Source organism: Bradyrhizobium embrapense (genome assembly GCF_001189235.2).
In the GTDB taxonomy this organism is placed as follows: domain Bacteria; phylum Pseudomonadota; class Alphaproteobacteria; order Rhizobiales; family Xanthobacteraceae; genus Bradyrhizobium; species Bradyrhizobium embrapense.
Genome location: NZ_LFIP02000001.1, coordinates 362,223 through 384,655, shown reverse-complemented (window position 1 = coordinate 384,655; position 22,433 = coordinate 362,223). Strand labels below are relative to the sequence as shown.

The window sequence follows — 22,433 nt, the reverse complement described above, 5'->3', positions numbered from 1 at the left end:
TTCACCCGCGGCCCGAAGGCCTGGCGGAGTGGTCATTTTGGAACCCTTGTGGGAGCGACCGGCGGGGACCCAAACACACTCGCGCCGAACAGGTTGAAAGCTAGGCCATGTCCGTTGCGCCCGTCAAGGACTAGTACGAGTTTCTGAATCAAACACTAAATATGGTGGAAGGAGGGGGATAACAGGGGTCGGTGCCGCGCCTGTGATCGAGCCAACTATCGGTGAGTCCTCAGGGATTCCCAAGCCAAAAAAATTCCTGGTCCCTGTGGATTGGAGTTTCGCCCCGCTGTTCACAGGCGAAGTTTTTATTCGCCGCGGCGGATTGAATCTTGGGGACTCACGTAAGCGTACGGGCAACTTAGGGATCAGGCATGTCAGAGCCGTGATGGTCGGGCGACAAAATCGCGGGCAAGGTGTGGCCGACTCACGTCGTCTTCACTCCTTTGCTTTCACACCCTTGCCGGGTTCCATGACAGACCAGAAACCTTCCGGGCGGACGCGCCTTGCGCCCGCCGGCCTGATGTTCCTCGCCATCACCTCGGTGGGCTGGGGGTTCAACTGGCCGTCCACCAAGTTCCTGCTCAGCGAGCTGCCGCCGCTGACCTTGCGTGGCATCACCGGCGTGATCGGCGCCGTGCTGCTGGCTGTGCTGGCGCTGCTCCGTAGCCAGAGCCTGCATGTCGAGGCAAGGCTGTGGCCGCGCCTCCTGCTGTATGCGGCGCTCAACGTCTCCGGCTGGATGGTGCTGATGGGGCTGGCGCTGCTCTGGCTGCCGGCGAGCGAGACCGCGCTGATCGCCTACACCATGCCGGTGTGGGCTTCGCTGCTGGCCTGGCCGGTGCTCGGCGAGCGGCCGACGTGGCTTCGGACCATCGCGCTGCTGATGGCGTTCGCGGGGCTCGCCGCGATCATGGGCGGCAACGGCATTTCCGCGAGCAAGGACAAGCTGCCGGGAATCATCATGGCGCTCGGCGGCGCGTTCGGCTTTGCGCTCGGCACCGTGCTGGCGAAGAAATATCCGCTGGTGATGCCGCCGATCCCGGCCGCGGCCTGGCAGATCGGCCTCGGCTGCGTGCCGATCGCGATCATCGGCCTGATGATCGAGACCACGCATCTCGACCGCGTCACCACGGTCGGCTGGTGGCTCTTGGTCTATTCGACGCTGATCCAGTTCTGCGTCGCCTATGTCGCCTGGTTCGCCGCGCTGGCCCGCCTGCCGGCCTCGGTGGCGGCGATCGGCACCATGGCGGTGCCGGTCATCGGCGTGATCGCCTCCGCGATCGCGCTGCACGAGCCGCTCGGGCCGACCCAGATCACCGCGCTGCTGTTCACGCTCGCCGGCGTCGCGCTGGCGACGCGGTAGCTCACATCACTCGCCGAGCGCCTGCTGCAGCATGCTGGCGAGCTGCGCCTTGCGATAGGGCTTTGCCAGCAGCAGCACACCTTCGTCGAGGCGGCCGTGATGCACGATCGCGTTCTCGGTATAGCCCGAGGTGTAGAGCACCTTGATGCCGGGGCGCCGCTTTCTCACTTCGTCGGCGAGCTGGCGGCCGTTCATTCCGCCGGGCATGATCACGTCGGTGAACAACAGGTCGAACTTCTCGCCCTTGTCGACCAGCGCCAGCGCGGCGCGGGCGTCGGGAACGGCAATGGTCTTGTAGCCGAGGCTGCCGAGCTGCGTGACGACGTAGTTGCGCACCAGCTGGTCGTCTTCCACCACCAGGATGACTTCGCTGCCGCGCCGCGCCGGCTCCGGCGCAGACGCCTCCACCTCGACCTGGCCGCGGGCAGGGGGCAGATACAGCTTGATCGTGGTGCCGTGGCCTTCCTCGCTGTAGATCTTGATATGGCCGCCGGACTGCTTGACGAAGCCGTAGACCATGCTCATGCCGAGTCCGGAGCCCTTGCCGACCTCCTTGGTGGTGAAGAACGGCTCGAACACCTTGTCCTGCACCGCGAGCGACATGCCGGTGCCGGTGTCGCTGACCGCGAGCAGCACGTAGCGGCCCGGCGTGATGTCGGGATTGGTGGCCGCATAGGCGTCGTCGAGCACGACGTTACTGGTCTCGAACAGCAGCTTGCCGCCGTTCGGCATCGCGTCGCGGGCGTTGATCGCCATGTTGAGCAGCGAGTTGGCAAGCTGCGACGGATCGATATGGACGCTGGCGACATCGGGCGCGAGCATGGAGTCGATCTCGATCTGCTCGCCGAGCGTCGGCCGCAGCAACTTGGCGATATCGACCACGGTGCCGTTGATGTCGACGGTGCGCGGCTCCAGCGGCTGGCGGCGGGCGAAGGCGAGCAGATGCTGGATCAACTCGCGGCATCGCTCGGCGGCGCGGTCGATCAGCTCGGCGGTTTGCGCAAGCTTCGGCTGCGAACGCAGGCTGTCGACCAGCGTCTCGGTGGTGCCGGTGATGACCGTCAGCATGTTGTTGAAGTCGTGCGCGACGCCGCCGGTCAGCTTGCCGATGGCGTCGAGCTTCTGCGCCTGCTGCAGCTTGTGCTCGGTTTCGCGCGAGGCGGTGATGTCGTGATAGATCAGCGCCGCGCCGGTGATGGTGCCGTCGCCGTCGCGCAGCGGCCGGCCCGACACCACGAGGTGAATTTCCGGCGCGCCGCGCACCGGCCGGGCGACGAATTCCAGCCCGTCGAATTCCTCGCCGCGGAGCGCCCTGGCCGAAGGCATGTCGTTGGTCTGCATCGGCGTGACGCCGTCGGCCTGGAACACGGTGCTCATGGCGCGCAATTCGCGGACCGTCATACCCGGCTTGTAGCGCAGCATCTTCTCGGCGGCCGGGTTCGAGAGCAGCACGGTGCCGCCGCTGTCGATCACCAGCACCGCCTCCGCCATGGTGCGGAAGGTGGTTTCCATCACCGAGGTGGAACGGCGGAGCTCTTCGAGGGCTGCGCCGAGATCCTTGGTGCGTTCGGCCACCTTGCCCTCGAGCGACAGATTGGTCGCCTTGGTCGCGCTGAGCGCGCCCTGCAGTTCGCGGCTGACGCGCCGCGCCGTCAACGTCAGCGCGACCGCGAGCAGCAGGATCATCACCACGCCGGCAAGGTCGACCGCCAGCAACAGCCGGCCATTGGTCTTCGACTGTTCGGTGCGAATCCCGAGCAGGCGGCGCTCCTCGGCGACCAGGCGGTCGAGCGCCGCCCCGACCTTGTCCATCAGCGCGCGGCTCTCGTCCGCCGAGATCAGCGCCGCAGCGCCGGCCGTGTCGCCCGCCGTGCGCAACCTGATCAGTTCGGCACCAAGCGCAATGGCGCGCTCGACCTGTCCTCGGGTGCCCTCGATCAGCTTTGCTTCCTCCGGGGCCGACTTCACCGCAGCCATCAAATCGTCGAACGCGGCGCTGAGGGCGGTGCTCTGCTCGCGAAACTCGTCCGCGAAGGAGGCGTCGCCGGTCAGCGCGAAACCGCGCGCCGCGCTCTCGACGCCGCGCGGCAGCGAACGCGCATCCGAAATGCGCTTGAGGACGCCGAGTGCGTGATCGACCGAATCAATCTCGCTGCGCGACTTGACGTCCAGCCCGATCGACGCCGCGCTGATGACGAGGAGGATCGCAAGGCCACTGCCAAGGATGAGACGCTGGGAAGCCATCGACGATTAGTACGAGCAATTATTTGGAAAGACGAGCAGAAGGAGCGGACTTCGCAAGACATTCGTTAACCGCGGCAACCAGCGCCTGCGGGGTGAACGGCTTGCGCAGGCAGGCCGACGCGCCGAGCTCGATCGTCATCCGCAGGAAATCCGGCGCACGGTCGGCATTGGCGAAGGCATAGCCCGACATCGCGATCACGGGAATATGCGGCGCGCGTTCGTGGAAGATGCGGATCGCCTCGAAACCGCGCATATGCGGCATGAAGACGTCGACCAGCATGACGTCGAATGATGCCTTGTCCAGCGCGCGCAGACCCGATTCGCCACCATCCGCGACGGTGACGTCGAAGCCCTGGCGCTGCAAACAGACCTCGATGGCGACGCACACCATCGGGTCATCATCGACCACGAGAACGCTCGGCACGATGCATCCTCTTGCTGCGGCCTCGCGTGCCGGCGACTCGCTTGGCCAGTCTCCCGATTAAGGCGGAACCTGGACGGAAAGTCTGTATCATAAAATGCATATGCTGTTTGCTGACAAGCAGATTTCCAGCTAGCCCTGACACCATCACTTGTATTTGTCCGCCCACATTGCGACGGGTCCATGACCGCAGTTCCAGTCGACGGCCGCACCCCGCCGTCACCGCTCGGCCTCGCATTCCTGGTGGTCGCATCGACCGGCTGGGGCCTCAATTTCCCGATCATGAAGTTCCTGCTTAGCGAGTGGCCGCCGCTGTCGTCGCGCGGGCTCTGCGGCGTGGTCGGCGCGCTCGCGCTCGGCCTGGTGGCGATCGCGCGCGGACAGCCACTGCGCGTCCCCGACGGCATGTGGTTGCGGCTCGTCCTGGTGTCGACGCTGTCGATCGGCGGCTGGGTCGCGTCCATGGGCCTGGCGCTGATCTGGCTGCGCGCCAGCGAGGCGGCCGTGCTCGGGATCTCGATCCCGGTGTGGGTTGCGCTGGTGGCCTGGCCGGTGCTCGGCGAGCGTGTCTCGCTGCCGCGTGCGCTCGCGCTTGCCGTGGCGCTCGCTGGCATCGCCGCGCTGATCGGCGGTGGCGGTCTCGACGCGAGCCTCGGCAAGCTGCCCGGCATCCTGTTCGCGCTCGCGGGCGCGCTCTGCGTCGGGCTTGGCACCGTGCTGACCAAGTTCTTCAAGCTCGCAATGCCGCCGCTGTCGCTCGCGGCCTGGCAGCTTGCGATCGGCTGCGTGCCGATCGCGATCGCCGGCGTCCTGATCGAGCAGCCGCAGCTCGCGGCGCTGTCGCAGTTCGGCTGGGCGTCGATGGTCTACATGACGCTGATCCAGTTCTGCCTTTGCTATGTCTGCTGGTTCGCGGCGCTGGAGCGGCTGCCGGCGGCGACCGCGTCGATCGGCACGCTGTTGGTACCCGTCGTCGGCGTGCTGGCGGCCGCGGTCATGCTGCGCGAGCCGCTCAGCGCGAGCGACATCATCGCGCTGGTAGTGACTTTCGCAGCCGTCGCGGTGGCGCTGCGGACATGAAAAAGGGCGGCGTTGCCGCCGCCCTTTGCCAACTCAAGCACTCAGCCCGTAATTACGGGCAGGGGTGCCGCAGGCCGTCATAGCCGAGATAGGTGCCCGAGGCTGGGTCGTAGGACCTGTACCGCTGCGCGCAGTAGCTCGCGTCGCCGCCCGGCACCGCCTCCACGGCGACAGACGGTTCGTCGTAGTAGCCGTAGCTGTCGTCATAGTAGCCGGGGCCGTAGCCGCCGTAATACGCGCCGGAGGCGAGGGCTCCGCCGACGACTGCACCGGCAACCGCGCCCGGCCAGAAGCCGCCACCACGGTGATAGCCACCGTGCCAGCCGCCACCGCCGCCGTGCCAACCACCGCCGCCGCCACCGGCCCAGTGGCCGCCGCCACCACCGGCCCAATGACCGCCGCCGCCACCGGCCATCGCAGCACCACGGCCGCCGCCAAAGCCACCACCACCGCCGCCGCCGATATGGCCACCGCCACCGCCGCCGCCGCCGCGCGCACCACCGCCACCGCCCATCGCGCCCATCTGCGCGGCAGACTGGGCGAACGAAACGGTCGGCGCCACAGCCAACGGCAGCGCAAGCGCCAGCGCCGCGGCGGTGCTCAGAACCTTCATATTGATCATTTTGGACTCCATCAAAACGGACAATGTCTAACCATCTCTGCGGTCGGGCGTTCCAGTGCTCGACATTGATTGTCCGTCATCTTTGCTTGACCGGCGGCGCATGTATGGCGGGTGAACAAAACTCCTCGCGATCGCGTCATTTGGTCGCCAAAGGACCCGCAAGCCGGGTGTAATTCGGGAGTGTCCGGCTACCTTGGCGGCGACTGGACATTTGCAGATTCAGGTGGCATCAGAGCCGGACTGCCTCGAACCGACGACCGGCCACGCATGAAACAATTCCTGCTGAAATTCTTCACCTGGTGGAACGGCCAGACCTTTGGCACGCAATTGTGGACCTCGCGCTACGGCGAGCTGGTCGGCGAGGACGAGCAGGGCAATCGCTACTACCGGACCAAGGGCGGCGAGATCGACCCGACGCTGCATTTCGAGCGCCGCTGGGTGGTCTATAACGGCTATGCCGAGGCGTCCCGGATCCCGTCCGGTTGGCACGGCTGGCTGCATCACACGGTCGATGTGCCCCCGACCGACGAGAAGTACGTGGCCCGGGAGTGGGAAAAGCCGCATCTGCCGAACATGACCGGCACCGCGCAGGCTTACCGTCCGTCCGGCTCGACGCTGGCGAGCGGCCGCCGCCCCAAGGCGACCGGCGACTATCACGCCTGGACGCCGGGAAGCTGAGCTTCACGCATTGTTGTTTCGGACGCGGCGCGTGTAACAGCGCGCGTGCACCGCACACGCACCTGTGGCAACGCGAGTGCGTGCCTGTGGACAACGGTAACAGCGGGGACAGCTGTGCGTGTCCGATGCTGTCCGCTTGCGCTGCGCACGTCTTCGCGGCTCAATGAAGCCATCTTACGGAGATGGGAAACCATCGCGTCGGATCGGGCTCCAGATCGCGACTGTCCCGATGAGCAGCGGCCTCCGAGTTGGATGCGGCCGGGAGATAGGCCCCCGGCACAGACGTCCTGAAATCGCCCGCAAATGTGAGGCTACCGTGAGACAGGAAGGGCCGCTCGGGAAACCGGGCGGCCTTTTTCTTTGCCTCGCAATTTCGTTGTCTCACGATCAGTCAGGGCAGCCGTGCGGCCGCCTGGCTCATCAATTCGCCCCGGCGCGCGTGTGCCGGTCCCATCCGCTCCTTCATGGAGGCGAGGACCTCGGCCGGCGCGGTATCGGGCGAGCCGGCATTGAACGGCGGGGCCGGGTTGTATTCGAGCCTGAGCTGGATCGCTTCGGCGGTCTTGCGATCGACGAGCTCGGAGACCAGCGTCAGCGCGAAATCGATGCCGGCGGTGACGCCGCCGCCGGTGAAACGGTTGCGGTCGACGCAGACCCGCGTCTTGGTCGGGATGGCTCCGAACCCCGACAGGAAATCGATCGCGCTCCAATGCGTGGTGGCGCGATAGCCCTTCAAGAGACCGGCGGCGCCGAGCACCAGCGAGCCCGTGCAGACCGACGTGACGTATTTCGCTCCCTCGGCCTGCTTGCGCAGGAAGGCCAGCATCTCCTCGTCGCCGACCATGTCGTCGGTGCCGAATCCGCCCGGCACGCAGATCACGTCGAGCTGCGGGCAATCGGCGAAGGTCGTGGTCGGCGTCAGGACCATGACGGAGTCGGTCGGAACGGGTTCGATCCGTTTCCAGATCAAATGCACCTTGGCGCCGGGGACCGAGGAGAACACCTGCAGCGGCCCGGTGAGGTCGAGCTGGGTCACCTTCGGGAAGACGAGCAATCCAATCTGCAGGGGTTCGGACATCGGAGCTCTCCAAATAGCGCTTGACGGAACCACGATGCCATGATGGCTTTCTGTCCAAAATGGCGTAATTCCCTCATTTTCGGACGTTGCCGCCGCCTCCGGGGATTTGGCATTGCAAGGATCTGGCAGATGATCGGCATCCTGATCTTTCCCGACTTCCAGCTGCTCGATGCGGCCGGCCCGATCGCGGCGTTCGAGATCGCGGCGCGCTTCGCCAACGACCCGCCCGCGATCAAGACGATCGCGGTGAAGGCCGGACCGGTGCGCTCGTCGTCCGGCATCGAGATGCTGGCGCGCGGCTTCAGGCCGTCGGCGGCGATCACGACGCTGATCATCGCGGGCGGCAACGGCGTGCGCACGCCGGCGACGTGTCCTGTCACGCTGTCATTCGTGCGGCGAATGGCGAGCCGCGGCATCCGCGTCGCAAGCGTCTGCTCGGGCGCCTATGTGCTGGCCGAGGCCGGCCTGCTCGATGGCCGCCGCGCCACCACGCATTGGCAGCGGACGCCGCACTTCGTGAAGACCTATCCGAAGGTCAAGCTCGAGCCGGACCAGATCTTCGTCCGCGACGGCAATATCTGGAGCTCGGCCGGAATCACCGCCGGCATCGACCTCGCGCTCGCGATGATCACCGAGGACTACGGCGACGAGGTCGCGCAGAACACCGCGCGGCAGCTCGTGCTGTACCATCGGCGCAGTGGCGGGCAGTCGCAGTTTTCCTCGCTGCTGGAGTTGAAGGCGCCGAACGGCCGGTTCGGGCCATTGCTCGCCTGGGCGCGCGAACATCTCGACGCGCCGCTGACGGTCGAGGATCTCGCCGACAAGGCCGGGATGAGCTCGCGGCATTTCACCCGCGCCTTCATCGCAGAGACCGGTACCACACCATCGAAGGCGGTGGAGCGATTGAGGATCGAAGTGGCGCGGCAGCGCGTGCAGTCGTCGGGCGAGGCGATCGAACGCGTCGCCGAGATCACCGGCTTCCGCGATCCGGAGCGGATGCGCCGCGCCTTCATCCGCGCCTTCGGCCAGCCGCCGCAATCGCTGCGCCGGGCATCGCGCGCGGGGTAGGCCGCGGACGTGCGCAATCGCGGCGCGTTGTTGGAAAGATAGGGCAATCATTCCACGGCGAAGCCAACGCGGTTGCCGATGAAGGACCGTCGCCAAGCTCACCGGCGTTACCGGCAGCGGCAATTTGAGTTTGGGACAAGCTCGTTGTCCGGTCTCACACGATTCATTCAGTCGTTGCACCGATGAACCCGCGCGAAGGTTCCTGTGACCCACGTTAGGTGGGGCGTTGCGGACCCGAGGAGGTTCCACATGACAAAGCATCGAACGATTACCGGGTTCGTGGCCGTCACCCTGCTGGCTGTCACTGCAACCGCCGCGACGATCCGGTCACACCTGCCCCGAAGCGATGGCGTTGTCGTCGAGACGGGCCCGCTCCCGGCTAGGGATTTCAGCGACCGCTGGTCCCCGATTTCAGCTTTGCCCCCGGCAATAAACATGACTGAGCGCGCACCTGAGGAGCGTTAAACCGGTCATCGACGCAGATCCGGCCGGTTCTCGGATAGGCCGCGCGCAGAGATTAGCGCAGGACAAACGCCCCGCCGAAGGCGGGGCAAGATGTTGAACCACTTGATCCTGCACGACTTGATCTCAAAACGACTTGGTCTGAATAGAACTAACGGTTCCGCCGCGCCGGAATAGCGCAGCCATTCACCTTGCAAACGATCAGTACGATCACTGAAAATCCACGGACGGCGAGATATCAATTGCTCAATGTATCGGTCGCGATCTTCTTCTTGAGTGCTTCGCAGGTATTCCGGACCTCCGTGGTCATCAGCGAGACGGCTTCGATCTGGAGGAAGAAACGCTTGCCCTGATCGCGGTAACCCGCGGCGAATTCCTTGATTTCCGCGATCATGTCATGAACGCCCGCCACCATGACCTCGCAGTTCTTGGCGGCCAGTTGCAGTTCCGATCCAAGGGCCTCGATCTCTCTCACCGCCGCTTCGTATTCGCGCACGACCGCCTCGGCCGATAGCTTGCCGACCTCGTTGACGCCGTTGCGGTGCTCGACGTAGTCCGGCATCGGCGAGAGAGGCCGAATGTTGCTGCGTGGGCGATGCGTACTCACCGTGTCGATTTCGCTCTCCGTCGTTTCCAACGGGGCGCGGGCGAGGACTTCTGCACTCACACTCATGCGAAGGCTCCATAAGTTGTTACAGCAAGTGGAGTTTAGCAATGTCAACGGATTTGTCTCGCTTTTCCACAAGTTTAGGAGAAGTCCAATTGTGCGTTGCAGCATAGCGAATCCTGCGCCGCAATCGCTGCGCCGGGCATCGCGCGCGAGCCAACGAGGCGTCGGGGGATCAGGTTCGTTTGCCGTCCGCGAAGCGTCACGGGTGCGCAGCTGCCTCTTTGTGCTGGCGACGCGCGTGGGCCACTCCCCAGCCGAGCCCAAACAGGGCGGCGGCGAGCGAGCCCCCGAGCACCCCGAGCTTTGCTGCGTTGAGCAGGGCCTCGTCGGGGAAGGCGAGCATGGCGGTAAAGATAGACATGGTGAAACCGATTCCGGCCAACAGGCCGATGAGGCAGACGCCGCCCCACGTAATGCCCGGTGCCAGCCGACAGCCCAACTTGACCGCAAGCCAGGTGGCACCGATCACACCGACCGGCTTTCCCAAGGCAAGGGCAAGCCCGACGCCCAGCATCACGGACTGAGCTCCGGAACCGAGGCCGGAAGCTGTGAGGCTGATGCCGGCGTTCGCCAACGCGAACAGGGGCATGATGCCAAAGGCGACCCAGCCATGCAGCGCCGTCTGCACGCGCACGACGGGCGGCAACATTTCGCGATTCGCGACGTGGAGCGTACGGCGCCGTGACCTGAGGCGATGGGTATCCTTCCAGGCCGCATCGCTGTCGCGCAACTCCGCGATCACGCGCGACACCATTTGCAGGGGCGGCTCCCGCAGCGGCATCGGCCGCACCGGCGTCATCAGGCCGAGCACGACGCCGGCAAGGGTCGGATGCGCTCCGCTCATCAGCAGCCCGGTCCAGACCAGCGCTCCCGGCGGAACGTAGGCGAGGGCGGAGCCGATGCCGATCCGCTGAAGCCCGACCACCATCAGAATGCCGAGCGCCGCCACGATAAACCCGCTCAGCTCCAGTCCGCTGGAGTAGACGAAGGCGATGATCAACACCGCGATGACGTCGTCGATGATCGCCAGCGCCAGCAGGAACACCCGTAGATTGACCGGGATCGATCGTCCCAGCAAAGCGAGCGCCCCCACGGCAAAGGCGATGTCCGTCGCCGTCGGTACGGCCCAGCCCTGGCCGCGCACGGGATCGGCATTCAGGCCAATGTAGATGAGCGCGGGGGCGATGACGCCGCCGGCTGCCGCGATCACGGGCAGCAGCGCCTGGTCGAACCTGCTCAGCGCGCCTTCATGGATTTCGCGCCGAATCTCCATGCCGACAACGAGGAAGAAAATCGTCATCAGCCCGTCGTTGATCCAGAAATGCAGCGATCGGGAGCTGACGAAGTCGCCAAACCCGATCAAGAGTTGCTGGTGCCAGAGAGCGTGATAGCTGTCGGCGAAAGCCGAGTTGGCCCAGATCATTGCAGCGGCTGCCGCGGCCAGCAGTACGCCGCCGCCGACAGCCTCGACGTGCAGGAAGCGCTGGAGCGTGGCGAACGCTCGTTCGGCAAGCAGTTGGGCTCGTGGCAGGTCTTGGGTGGGCAGTCGGTGATCCATCGGGCGCACGCACTCGGCGTGGTGGCCCGACCATCGCTTCACCTGTCGCTGCGCCATGCAGCTGACACCCATAGCCCGTTTTGCACAGCGACGGGCATAGGGCAACCCTATTCGGGCGTCCTGCGACCGTTTGCCATATCGCTGGGAGGCGACTTCGGACCAACGTGGCTTTCGGCGCTAGAACCGCTCAGGCCTCAGCAGGGCGTAGATCAAGTCGACAGGCAGGCCAGCGGCGAGTGACTAATCGAAGATCATCCGCGCTCTCGCCGGAACAATCGATAATCATCCTGGTGGTTCCGCGCCCAGGGCTGGCGATCACAGCCAGCTCGCGAGCATGTTGAGCTGGGTTGCTGCACCGAATATCAGCAGAACCGCGATGCACACCGGCAGAGAGTAGGGGGTCCGATTGTTCTCTTGCGACATGTCAGCACCAAATCGGGAGAGAGTTCCCATGCGCGTGAAAGCTACGCGCTGATTGCCTCATGCAATATCAAGCCGATCGCATAGGAATGCGAGACGAACGCCAAGCCGGCGTTATAAATGCGGAATAAGTGTCAGCGTTAGCTCTCATCGGTTTCCAGCAGCCCTAGCTTCGACGCAAGCCAGCGCGTGGTGGAGGCCTGGACCAGGATCGTGGTCAGGATCGCGACGAAAGTGACGGAGGCGATCATCTCCGCGCCCGGCGCCTTCATGCCGAGCAACAGGCCGGCGAGCGCGGCGGGGATGACACCGGTTTCGCGCGTCCAGCACATGAACAGCAGCTCCGCAAGACTCCAGCGCGCGCGGCGATCCGGCGCTGCGCACAGGAACACGGTGATGGGGCGGGCCACGAACATCAGCACCAGCGTCACCGCAATGCCGCTGAGCCAATATTGCTGCATCAGCGCAAAATCCACCTGCGCGCCGAGCAGGATGAAGATGAACAGGCGCAGCATGAAAGCGGTGGTCAGGACGAACTCACTGAGTTTCTGAGATTCGCCCGGCTCCATCGCGAAGCCGAAGGTCTCCTTGTTGCCAAGCATGATGCCGAACACGAACACCGCCATGAAGCCTGAGGCATGCAGGCCCTCGGCTGCGAAGTAGGCGGCAATCACCGCAACCACTGTGACGACGGGGGCATATTCGGCAAGGAAGGCCCACTTCTCATGGGCGATGAAGATCGTTGCGAGATAGCCCAGTACGATGCCGGCGGTGATGCCGATGATGGAATGCGTGATCAATTGGCTCAGCGAGGCCGAGAGCGAGAACGCGCTGCCGGTCGCAAGGCCGAGGAGAGTGAGGGTGATGATCGCACCCATGGCATCGTTGAACGCGGATTCGCTCATCACGGTCTGGGCGACGCGGTGGCGGATCGGGATCTGGCGGAAGATCGGCACCAGTGTCGCCGGATCAGTCGAGGCCACTGTCGCCGCCAGCAGGAACGCCACGATCGGGGGAACGCCGAGAATGTATTGCGCGGCGAAGCCCGTGATCGCCGCCGTTATGATCACGCCCAACGTTGCGATCACCACGATGGTGATCCACACTTGCTTCAGCACAGCGAGCCGAAGCGTTGCCCCGCCGTCGAACAGGATATAGCTCGCGCCGAACAGCAGGATGATCTGGTTCAGCGCAGAGTCGGCACCGATGTGCACGAGCCCGAGCGCATGCGGCCCGATCGCGATGCCGGTAAGCAGGAACACCGCGACGTCGGGAATTCTGACCTTCTGAGCGAAGAGCGCGGCAATCGTGCCGATCGCCAGGATCAGGCCGCATGATAGCAGCGTGTGCCTGGCGATTTCGATCGAGGACGACACGATCAGCCCAGCGTCTTCAGCCAGGCGCTGATCTCGGTCACCGCGACATTGGCCTGGTTGAGCAGCTTGCCCATGGTGAAGAAGCCGTGGAACTGGCCGGGGAAATGCCGGTAGGTGACGGGCACGCCGGCATCCGTGAGGAATTTCGCGTACTCGTCGCCTTCGTCGCGCAGCGGATCGGCGCCGGCGGTCAGCACATAGGCCGGCGGCAATCCGGCAAAGCTTTTTGCGCGCGCAGGCGAGGCGCGCCAGTCGCTGTTGTCGGCATCGCCGAGATAGTGGTTGCCGAACCAGCCGATCACCGAATGCGTCAACAGGATGCTGGTCTCGGGCTCGCGATGCGAGGAATGCTTGCGCGAAAAATCGGTCGCGGGATAGACCAGCAGCTGGGCCGCGAGCTTCGGACCGCCGTCGCGGGCGGTGAGGGCAACCACCGCCGCCAGATTGCCGCCGGCGCTGTCGCCGCCGACGATCAGGCGCGACGCATCGATGCCGAGCTCCGCAGCGTTGGCGGCGACCCATCTGGTCGCGGTGACGGCGTCGTCTACCGCCGCCGGGAAGCGGTGCTCGGGCGCGAGGCGATAGTCGACCGAGATCACGATCAGTTCGCCCTCATGGGCCAGCTTCTGGCAAACCACCTCATGGGTATCGAGATCGCCGATCACCCAGCCGCCGCCATGGAAGAACACCAGGCACGGCGCGAGCCCGTCCGTCTTGCGCAGCGTCTTCGGCGTGTAGATGCGTCCCGGGATCGCGCCGTGCGGCGCCGGGATCGCCAGCGCCTTGCTCGATTCAAGCGCGGGCGGCTCGGGATTGGAGACAATGCGGGCGGCCCGGTAATATTCACGCGCTTCCGGTGCGGTCAGCGATTCATAGGCGGGGCGGCCGGCCTCCTGGAATGCCTTGTAGACGGCGGCGGCATCGGGATCGAGAACGACGGGCATTTGCGGGGACCTTCTTGATTTCTGTTGTGTCATTCCAAGGCGATGCGATGCGTCGAACCCGGAAGCGCGAGATTCCGGGTTCGGCCCTGCGGGACCGCCCCGGAATGACGGTTGTATCAGGCGGAGCTTAGCGGTTTGGATGACGCCGGCAGCGCCGGTGACCCGGACCGTCGAGCCTGATGCGAGCTGGCATATTGGGTTTCCTCTGGCTGGTCTGGTTCGATCCGGATTTTCTCAGGTTTTCACGCGTTGCCGCGTGGCTTCAGCGTGAGGACTATCACACGTGTCCCCAGGGGTGGCCAGTGTGCGGGGAGGGCCGGCCGGGCGCCCTTTCCCCGCCGTATTCGGCGTGTTAACCGGTGGCCTGCGAGCGGCCGATATCTAGGTAGACTGTCGCGAGCCCGATTCGCCCTTTAAAGCCGCGCGAGATGCTTCGAACCATTGCCCTGACTGGCTTTGCGGCCTTGGTTGCCGCCTCAACCATCTCGCTTGCGCAGCCTGCGCGCGCGCAGATCGGAACGATTTTCTCCGATCCGCCGCCGCGTCCGCCCGGCGCGATCCCGCGCGGCCAGGCGGCGCCGCCCAGCGACGACGATGAGGAAGTGCCGGAACTGCCGCGCGGCCGCCTGCTGCCGACCCAGCCGCGGGCGTTGCCGCCGGGCCAGGCGGTGCCGCCGCCCGGCAGCGTGCAGTCGCAGCCTTTGGCGCCGCCGCCCGGCAGCACAGTCGCTCCGCCCGGCGTTGCGGTGCAGCCGCCGCAACCGGGCGGGCCGGCCGTCGCCAACACGCCGCCCGGAGCCAATCCGGCGCCGGGGCAGCGTCCGCCGGCCAAGGGCACCGCTCCGGGCACGGCACCGCAGACGCCTGCCGCGTTGCAGCCGGGCGACGAGGTCGTGCAGGAGCCGCCGTCGACCAAGATCACCAACAAGAAGGCGAGCTTCTCCGGCCTCGACAAGATCACCGGACGCATCATCAATTTCGACGAGGATATCGGCGAGACCGTGCAGTTCGGCGCGCTGCGGGTGAAGACCGATGCCTGCTACACCAGGCCGTCGACGGAAGCCGCCAACACCGACGCTTTCGTCGAGGTCGACGAGATCACGCTGCAGGGCGAGGTGAAGCGGATCTTCTCGGGCTGGATGTTCGCGGCGAGCCCCGGCCTGCATGGCGTCGAACATCCGATCTACGACATCTGGCTGACCGACTGCAAAGGGCCGGACCAGACCATCGTGACCGCGGCGCCCGATCCGCCCAAGGCGCCGACGCCGCCACCGCCGCCGGCCCAGAAGCGTGCGCCGCCGAAGCAGGCCGCGCCGCGTCCGCCGCCGCAACCGCTGCCGCAATACCAGCAGCAGCCGCCACCTCCGCCGCCCCAGCAGCAGCGGCCGGGCGGATTGTTCGGCGGCTTGTTCGGAAATTGATCGGCACTGCGTAGCCCGGATGGAGCGTCAGCGAAATCCGGGTTCTTTCTGCGCGGATGGCGTCGTCCCGGGCTACATGCGTCGCAAGATCAATTGCGCTCTGCGATGATCGCCAGTGCGTCGGCCCCCTTGACCGGCTGCGTGGTGTCGAGCTTGCCAAAGTCCGCCGGCGCGCCAGCGATCGCCTTGTCGAGCAGCGCGCGATAGCGGCGGCGCGAAATCTCCACGGCGCCGAACGTCTTCAGATGCTCGGTGACATATTGCGTGTCGAGCAGCTCGAACCCGCCGGCGATCAGCCGCGCCACCAGATGCACCAGCGCGACCTTCGAGGCGTCGCGCGCGGTGTGGAACATGCTCTCGCCGAAGAAGGCACGGCCGAGGCTGACGCCGTAGAGGCCGCCGACCAGATTGTCGTCCTGCCAGACCTCGACACTGTGGCAATGGCCCGACATGTGCAGCCCCACATAGAGGTCGCGAATGCGCTTGTTGATCCAGGTGTCGTCACGGCCGGGCTGCGGCGCCGCGCAACCGGCGATCACGGCCTTGAACGCGGTATCGACGGTGACGGTGAAGACATCCGAGCGCACGGTGCGCGCGAGGCGGGAGGCGACACGGAAGCCGTCGAGTGGAATCACGCCGCGCAATTCGGGCTCGACCCAGAACAGGGTCGGATCGTCGGCGCTCTCTGCCATCGGGAAGATGCCGCAGGCATAGGCGCGCAGCAGCACCTCGGGCGTGATCTCGGAGGAGGCGGAGTCGCGTGAGGTCATGCTGGCGAAGATAGCAAAGCGCGGGCGGTCTTGCGATGGGGCCGGCTACGGGGTTGCGACGTGTTGACGAAGCGCGCCGGTTCCTCCACAAGCCGCGCCATTCCGCCGCAGTTTCCCGAGACGGACTGCGCGGCCATGCTAGATTGCCACAAAATATGGCGCCGCCGCCCGGGACATGGCGGCTTGCGCCTGACAATCAACACAGGTGAGGGGGACGCTGCATGAAATCGTCATGGCGCACGTTTGCGCCGTTGCTGGTCTGGCTGGTGATCTATCTGGTCCCGGTGCCGTCAGGGCTGAACGCCAATCAGTGGCACTATTTTGCGGTGTTCGCCGCCGTCATCACCGGGCTGATCCTCGAATCGATGCCGGTCGGCGCGGTGGGGCTGATCGGCCTCACGGTCGCCGGCGTCGGCGGCTATGTCGAGCCCGACCCGAACAAGTCGCTGCGCTGGATGCTCAGTGGCTTTTCCGAGAGCACGGTGTGGCTGATCGTCGGCGCCTTCGTGTTCTCGATCGGTTACCGCAAGAGCGGGCTCGGCCGAAGGCTGGCGCTGCTCCTCGTGCGCGGGCTCGGCCGCCGCACCATCGGCCTCGGCTATGCGGTGGCGTTCTCCGATCTGGTGCTGGCGCCGGCGACGCCGTCCAATACCGCGCGCTCGGGCGGCACCATCTATCCGATCGTCAGCAACATCCCGCGCATCTACGGCTCCGAGCCCGGTCCGACCGCAGGCAAGATCGGCACCTTCGTGATGTGGACGGCGTTTGCGACCACGGCCGTCACCAGCTCGCTGTTTCTGACGGCGCTGGCGCCGAACGCCGCCGCGCTCTCGATCGCCAAGAAGCTCGTCAATGTCGAGGTCGGCTGGTCGCAATGGTTCATCGGCTTCGCGCCGCTGGGCATCCTCTTGCTGTTGCTGGTGCCGCTGCTGAGCTACATGGTCTGCCGGCCCGAGATCAAGGCGAGCCCGGAGATCGTGACCTGGAGCGAGGGCGAACTCGCCAAGATGGGGCCGCCGTCGCGGCAGGAATGGATCATGGCGGTGCTGGTGCTGCTCGCGATGTTCTTGTGGATCTGCGGCTCCAATCCCAACATCAGCGTGCCGCTGCTCGGCTCGAACTTCATCAACGCCACCACGGTGGTGTTCGTCGTGATCTCGCTGATGCTGCTGTCGGGCGTGATCGCGTTCGAGGACATCGTCGCGGAGAAGAGCGCGTGGGAGGTATTTTTCTATTTCACCTCGCTGCTCACGCTATCGTCGGGTCTCAACGAGATCGGCTTCATCAAATGGGTGGCCGAGGGTTATGCGAAGCCGCTCGCAGGGACGTCGCCGCTGGTCGGAATGATCCTGCTCGTCACCTTCTTTTTCTGGATCCACTATTTCTTCTCGAGCATCACCTCGCATACCGCCGCCGTGCTGCCGGTGGTGCTCGCCGTCGGCTCCAGCATTCCCGGCCTGTCGGTGCAGACGCTGATGCTGTTGTGCGTCTATTCGCTCGGGCTGATGGGCGTGATCTCGCCCTACGCGACGGGGCCGGCGCCGATGTATTACGGCAGCGGCTATATCGGCAAAGGCGACTTCTGGAAGTTCGGGCTGATCTTCGGCGTAATCTACTTTGCCGGATTGTTGCTGATCGTGTTGCCCTGGCTACAGACGATCGGGTAAAATAGCCACAATCCAGCGAGAAACAGCGGCCGAGCGGGAAGGAGGGCTATCCTTTCCGATTCTTAACGCGCTTTGTCTGACGGAAGCGTCCAAAATGCTTCCTCGGATGTGGCGCGCGCGAACGTCAGGGGACACTTGGGACGGCGCGAGCTCGTTCGTGTTTCTTCGTGGGCAAGTTTATGGACCAGCATATCAAGAACCCGTCGATCGTGGCGCCCGAACAAACCAGGCGGCCGTCGCGCTGGCGAGGCTTTCTGACGGGATGTATCGTGCTGGCGGTGCTCGCCGGCATCGTCTGGTGGACGCGGCAACAGGCTGCGCCGCCGCAGGCCGGCGGCGGGCGCAACGCCGGGCCGATGTCGATCGTGCCGGAGGCGGTCGGCAAGGGCGATATCGGCGTCAGCCTGAATGCGCTCGGCACCGTGACGTCGCTCGCCACCGTGACGATCCGGAGCCAGATCAGCGGCTACCTGATGAAGATCGATTTCAAGGAGGGCGACGAGGTCAAGAAGGGCGATCTGATCGCCGAGATCGATTCGCGTCCCTATGAGGCGACGCTGGCGCAGGCAAAGGGGCAGCTCGCCCGCGACGAGGCGCAGCTGAAGGGCGCCCAGGTCGATCTCACCCGCTACCAGAACCTCGCGGCGCAGAACGCGGTGCCGCATCAGACGCTCGATACCCAGGTCGCGCTGGTCGCGCAGTATCAGGGCACGGTCGAGGCCGACCGGGCCTCGGTGAAATCGGCCGAAGTGAATTTGGCGTATTGCCACATCGTGTCGCCGATCAACGGGCGGGTCGGGTTGCGCCAGGTCGACCTCGGCAACTACGTGACGCCGGGCGACACCAACGGCCTCGTCGTGATCACGCAGCTCGAACCGATCAGCGTGCTGTTCACGCTGCCCGAGGACAATCTGCAGGCGGTCGCGAAGCGGCTGAAGGAGGGCGCGGTGTTGCCGACGGCGGCCTATGACCGCAGCGGCGCCAACAAGCTCGCCGAGGGATCGCTGCAGACCTTCGACAGCCAGATCGATGCGACCACCGGCACGATCAAGCTGCGTGCCCAGTTCGAGAACGACAAGCGCACGCTGTATCCGAACCAGTTCGTCAACATCCGCTTGCTGCTCGACACGCACAAGGATGCCACGACGATGCCGACCGCCGGCATCCAGCGCGGCGTGCCCGGCACCTTCGTCTATCTCGTCAATGCCGACAGCACGGTCTCGGTGCGGCCGGTCAAGCTCGGCGTCACCGACGGCGACCGTGTCGAGGTGCTCTCGGGGCTGGTGCCCGGCGACCGCATCGTGATCGACGGCGCCGACAAGCTGCGCGAGGGCGCCAAGGTGGTGGTGCGCTCCGCCACCGACGCCGCGAACCCGGCTGGTGCAGCTAAGGGGACCGCGAACGGCGCGGCGAAGGGAGGCGGGGCTGCTCCCGACAAGCCTGGAGGCGGCGACCGCAAAGGTCCTGCGGACGGGCAGACAAAATGAACCCGTCGCGGCCATTCATCCTGCGGCCGGTAGCGACGACCCTGATGATGATCGCCATCATGCTGTCGGGCATGCTGGCGTTCCGATTCCTCCCCGTCGCGGCGCTGCCTGAGGTCGACTACCCGACCATCCAGGTGCAGACCTTCTATCCGGGCGCGAGCCCCGACGTGATGACGTCGTCGGTGACGGCGCCGCTCGAGGTGCAATTCGGCCAGATGCCGAATTTGAACCAGATGAGCTCGGTGAGCTCGGCCGGCTCATCCGTCATCACGCTGCAGTTCGGCCTGTCGATCTCGCTCGATGTCGCCGAACAGGAGGTACAGGCCGCGATCAATGCCGCCGGCAACCTGTTGCCGTCGGACCTGCCGGCGCCGCCGATCTACGCCAAAGTCAATCCGGCCGACGCGCCGATCCTGACGCTGGGCCTGACCTCGAAGACCATGCCGCTGACGCAGGTCCAGGACTTCGTCGACACCCGGCTGGCGCAGAAGATCTCGCAGCTGCCCGGCGTCGGCCTCGTCAGCATCAGCGGCGGCCAGCGGCCCGCGGTGCGGATCCAGGCCGATATCCGCAAGCTCGCGGCCTACGGGCTCAACATCGACGATCTCCGCACCACGCTCGGCAACGCCAACGTCAATACGCCGAAGGGCAATTTCGACGGCGCGATGCGCGCCTACACCATCAATGCCAACGACCAGATCCGCAATGCGAGCGACTACCGCTCGCTGATCATCGCCTACAAGAACGGCTCGCCGGTTCGCCTCAGCGACGTCGGCAACGTCGTCGACGGCCCGCAGAACGACAAGCTTGGCGCCTGGATGAACGAGACGCAGGCGATCATCCTCAACATCCAGCGCCAGCCCGGCGCCAATGTGATCTCGGTGGTCCAGGGCATCAAGGACCTGTTGCCGCAGCTGCAGGCGACGCTGCCGGCGGCGATCGATCTCAACATCCTGACCGACCGGACCGTCACGATCCGAGCCTCGGTCCGCGACGTCGAATACGAGCTGGCGCTTGCGGTGATCCTGGTCGTGCTCGTGATCTTCGCGTTCCTGCGCTCGACCCGCGCGACGCTGATCCCGAGCCTGTCGGTGCCGCTGTCGCTGGTCGGCACGCTGGGTGCGATGTATCTGTTCGGCTTCAGCCTGAACAATCTGTCGCTGATGGCGCTGACGATCGCGACCGGCTTCGTGGTCGACGACGCCATCGTCGTGATCGAGAACATCTCGCGCTACATCGAGGAGGGCGAGTCGCCGCTCGAGGCGGCATTGCGCGGCTCCGAGCAGATCGGCTTCACCATCATCTCGCTGACGGTATCGCTGATCGCGGTGCTGATCCCGCTGCTGTTCATGGGCGACGTCGTCGGCCGCCTGTTCCGCGAATTCGCCATCACGCTGTCGGTCACGATCCTGATCTCCGCCGTGGTGTCGCTGACGCTGGTGCCGATGGCCTGCGCCAAGCTGCTGAAGCCGGAGAGCATGACGCGGGAGAACACCTTCCAGCGGCTCAGCCGGGAAGGCTTCGATCATGTCATCGCGATCTACGCCCGGATGCTCAACTGGGTGCTGGATCGCCAGACCTTCGTCCTGCTGATCGCGCTCGCCACCTTTGGTCTCACGGCGCTGCTCTACGTCGTCATCCCCAAGGGCTTCTTTCCGGTGCAGGACATCGGCGTGATCCAGGCGATCTCCGAGGCGCCGCAATCGGTGTCCTATGCGGCGATGGCCGAGCGGCAGCAGCGGCTTGCCAGCGCGATCCTCAGGGATCCCGACGTCGAGAGCCTGTCGTCCTTCATCGGCGTCGACGGCACCAACACCACGCTCAATAGCGGCCGTATCCTGATCAATCTGAAGCCGCATGCGCAGCGCAAGGCCGGCGTCGCGACGGTGATGGACCGGATCAAGGCCAGCACCGCCGATCTGACCGGCATCACGCTCTACATGCAGCCGGTCCAGGACCTCACCATCGAAGGCACCGTGAGCCGGACGCAGTATCAGTTCATCCTGCAGGACGCCGATCCGAACGAGCTTGCGGAGTGGACGCCGAAGCTGGTCGACAAGCTCAGGGGATTGCCCGAGCTCAGCGACGTCAGCAGCGACATCTCGGCGCAGGGGCTTTCGGTGTTCGTCGACATCGATCGCGATCAGGCCGCGCGGTTCGGCATCACGCCGGCGACGATCGACAACGCGCTCTACGATTCCTACGGCCAGCGCATCGTGTCCACCGTCTTCACCAATTCGAACCAGTACCGCGTCATCCTCGAGGCCGATCCGTCGCTGCAGACCTCGCTGGACTCGCTGTCGTCGATCTATCTGCCCTCATCGGTGGGCTCGACGCCGGTGCCGCTGTCGGTTATGGCCAAGATGCGGATCGAGACCGCGCCGTTGCAGGTCTCGCATCTCGGCCAGTTCCCGTCGGCAACCGTCTCGTTCAACCTGGCGCCGGGCGCCTCGCTCGGCGGCGCGGTCACCGCGATCAAGCAGGCGCAGGCCGACATCAACCAGCCGCTCGGCATGATCACGAGCTTCCAGGGCGCGGCACTGGCGTTCCAGTCCTCGCTCTCCAACCAGCTGTTCCTGATCCTGGCCGCGATCATCACGGTCTATATCGTGCTCGGGGTGCTCTATGAGAGCTTCATCCATCCGCTGACCATCCTGTCGACGCTGCCGTCGGCCGGCATCGGCGCGTTGCTGGCGCTGATGATGGCCGGGCAGGATCTCACCATCATCGCGATCATCGGCATCATCCTCCTGATCGGCATCGTAAAGAAAAACGCGATCATGATGATCGACTTCGCGCTCGATGCCGAACGCAACGAGGGCAAGCCGCCGCGGGAGGCGATCTACCAGGCCTGCCTGTTGCGGTTCCGGCCGATCATCATGACGACGATGGCAGCGGTGCTCGGCGCGCTGCCGCTGATGCTCGGCAGCGGCGCCGGCTCCGAGCTGCGGCATCCGCTCGGCATCTCGATCGTCGGCGGCCTCCTGGTGAGCCAGCTCCTGACCCTGTTCACGACGCCGGTGATCTATCTCTGGTTCGATCGCCTCGCGCTGCGGTTTGCCGGGCGGGCGGACGAGGTCGGCGAGGCGAGCGGGTCGCGTTGA

17 protein-coding genes and 1 pseudogene are annotated in these 22,433 nt (G+C 65.4%); 8 read left to right on the top strand and 10 right to left on the bottom strand.

Going from position 1 to position 22,433, the window contains the following annotated elements; all coding sequences use genetic code 11:
• The first annotated feature begins 469 nt into the window (after positions 1-469).
• Positions 470-1,363: a DMT family transporter gene (locus AKN83_RS02130; protein WP_050401370.1), complete on the top strand. Its 894-nt coding sequence runs from the start codon at positions 470-472 to the stop codon at positions 1,361-1,363.
• 6 nt (positions 1,364-1,369) lie between these two features.
• Here AKN83_RS02130 and AKN83_RS02125 read toward each other — a convergent pair whose 3' ends face one another.
• Together AKN83_RS02125 and AKN83_RS02120 are read right to left on the bottom strand one after the other, a co-directional pair.
• Positions 1,370-3,607, bottom strand: a complete 2,238-nt coding sequence (locus tag AKN83_RS02125) for a CHASE3 domain-containing protein (RefSeq protein ID WP_050401369.1) — start codon at positions 3,605-3,607, stop codon at positions 1,370-1,372.
• A 19-nt stretch (positions 3,608-3,626) separates the two neighbouring features.
• Positions 3,627-4,031 (bottom strand): response regulator, encoded by a 405-nt coding sequence (locus tag AKN83_RS02120; protein WP_050401368.1) that lies wholly within the window; start codon positions 4,029-4,031, stop codon positions 3,627-3,629.
• 180 nt (positions 4,032-4,211) lie between these two features.
• On the opposite strand from AKN83_RS02120, the gene AKN83_RS02115 reads away from it, so the two are divergent.
• A complete protein-coding gene (locus AKN83_RS02115; RefSeq protein ID WP_050401367.1) occupies positions 4,212-5,108 on the top strand; it encodes a DMT family transporter in 897 nt (298 codons plus the stop codon).
• 52 nt (positions 5,109-5,160) lie between these two features.
• Here the strand turns inward: AKN83_RS02115 and AKN83_RS02110 are convergent, their stop codons facing one another.
• Entirely contained in the window at positions 5,161-5,730 is a 570-nt protein-coding gene (locus AKN83_RS02110; RefSeq protein WP_050401455.1) for a BA14K family protein, read from the bottom strand.
• A gap of 267 nt (positions 5,731-5,997) precedes the next feature.
• On the opposite strand from AKN83_RS02110, the gene AKN83_RS02105 reads away from it, so the two are divergent.
• Complete coding sequence (locus AKN83_RS02105; protein ID WP_050401366.1) at positions 5,998-6,408, top strand: NADH:ubiquinone oxidoreductase subunit NDUFA12; 411 nt, start codon at positions 5,998-6,000, stop codon at positions 6,406-6,408.
• A 391-nt stretch (positions 6,409-6,799) separates the two neighbouring features.
• Here AKN83_RS02105 and AKN83_RS02100 read toward each other — a convergent pair whose 3' ends face one another.
• The gene (locus AKN83_RS02100) at positions 6,800-7,486 is read right to left on the bottom strand and encodes a DJ-1/PfpI family protein (protein WP_050401365.1); all 687 of its coding nucleotides are present in this window, start codon (positions 7,484-7,486) and stop codon (positions 6,800-6,802) included.
• Between the two features lie 129 nt (positions 7,487-7,615).
• Here AKN83_RS02100 and AKN83_RS02095 point away from each other — a divergent pair, with 129 nt between their 5' ends.
• Complete coding sequence (locus AKN83_RS02095) at positions 7,616-8,554, top strand: GlxA family transcriptional regulator (RefSeq protein ID WP_063695151.1); 939 nt, start codon at positions 7,616-7,618, stop codon at positions 8,552-8,554.
• A 700-nt stretch (positions 8,555-9,254) separates the two neighbouring features.
• On the opposite strand, the gene AKN83_RS02090 is transcribed toward AKN83_RS02095, so the two are convergent.
• The 5 genes and pseudogenes from AKN83_RS02090 to AKN83_RS02075 all read right to left on the bottom strand — a co-directional run bounded on the left by AKN83_RS02090 (position 9,255) and on the right by AKN83_RS02075 (position 13,984).
• The gene (locus tag AKN83_RS02090; protein WP_050401364.1) at positions 9,255-9,689 is read right to left on the bottom strand and encodes a hypothetical protein; all 435 of its coding nucleotides are present in this window, start codon (positions 9,687-9,689) and stop codon (positions 9,255-9,257) included.
• 196 nt (positions 9,690-9,885) lie between these two features.
• Positions 9,886-11,244 carry a Na+/H+ antiporter NhaA gene (nhaA, locus tag AKN83_RS02085; RefSeq protein WP_050401363.1) on the bottom strand — a complete coding sequence of 453 codons (1,359 nt, stop codon included), beginning with the start codon at positions 11,242-11,244 and terminating at the stop codon, positions 9,886-9,888.
• 177 nt (positions 11,245-11,421) lie between these two features.
• Positions 11,422-11,478, bottom strand: a pseudogene (locus tag AKN83_RS42005) (potassium-transporting ATPase subunit F); the annotation flags it as partial.
• A gap of 326 nt (positions 11,479-11,804) precedes the next feature.
• A complete protein-coding gene (locus tag AKN83_RS02080; RefSeq protein WP_050401362.1) occupies positions 11,805-13,040 on the bottom strand; it encodes a cation:proton antiporter in 1,236 nt (411 codons plus the stop codon).
• A gap of 2 nt (positions 13,041-13,042) precedes the next feature.
• Complete coding sequence (locus tag AKN83_RS02075) at positions 13,043-13,984, bottom strand: alpha/beta hydrolase (RefSeq protein WP_050401361.1); 942 nt, start codon at positions 13,982-13,984, stop codon at positions 13,043-13,045.
• Between the two features lie 428 nt (positions 13,985-14,412).
• Here AKN83_RS02075 and AKN83_RS02070 point away from each other — a divergent pair, with 428 nt between their 5' ends.
• Positions 14,413-15,405 carry a DUF2155 domain-containing protein gene (locus tag AKN83_RS02070; protein ID WP_050401360.1) on the top strand — a complete coding sequence of 331 codons (993 nt, stop codon included), beginning with the start codon at positions 14,413-14,415 and terminating at the stop codon, positions 15,403-15,405.
• 89 nt (positions 15,406-15,494) lie between these two features.
• Here the strand turns inward: AKN83_RS02070 and aat are convergent, their stop codons facing one another.
• Entirely contained in the window at positions 15,495-16,175 is a 681-nt protein-coding gene (aat, locus tag AKN83_RS02065; protein WP_050401359.1) for a leucyl/phenylalanyl-tRNA--protein transferase, read from the bottom strand.
• A 221-nt stretch (positions 16,176-16,396) separates the two neighbouring features.
• Here aat and AKN83_RS02060 point away from each other — a divergent pair, with 221 nt between their 5' ends.
• From AKN83_RS02060 to AKN83_RS02050, 3 genes are all read left to right on the top strand, one after another.
• Positions 16,397-17,842: a DASS family sodium-coupled anion symporter gene (locus AKN83_RS02060; RefSeq protein WP_050401358.1), complete on the top strand. Its 1,446-nt coding sequence runs from the start codon at positions 16,397-16,399 to the stop codon at positions 17,840-17,842.
• 179 nt (positions 17,843-18,021) lie between these two features.
• Positions 18,022-19,329 (top strand): MdtA/MuxA family multidrug efflux RND transporter periplasmic adaptor subunit, encoded by a 1,308-nt coding sequence (locus AKN83_RS02055; protein WP_157113168.1) that lies wholly within the window; start codon positions 18,022-18,024, stop codon positions 19,327-19,329.
• Complete coding sequence (locus tag AKN83_RS02050; protein ID WP_050401357.1) at positions 19,326-22,433, top strand: MdtB/MuxB family multidrug efflux RND transporter permease subunit; 3,108 nt, start codon at positions 19,326-19,328, stop codon at positions 22,431-22,433. Before AKN83_RS02055 ends, AKN83_RS02050 begins: the two co-directional genes overlap by 4 nt.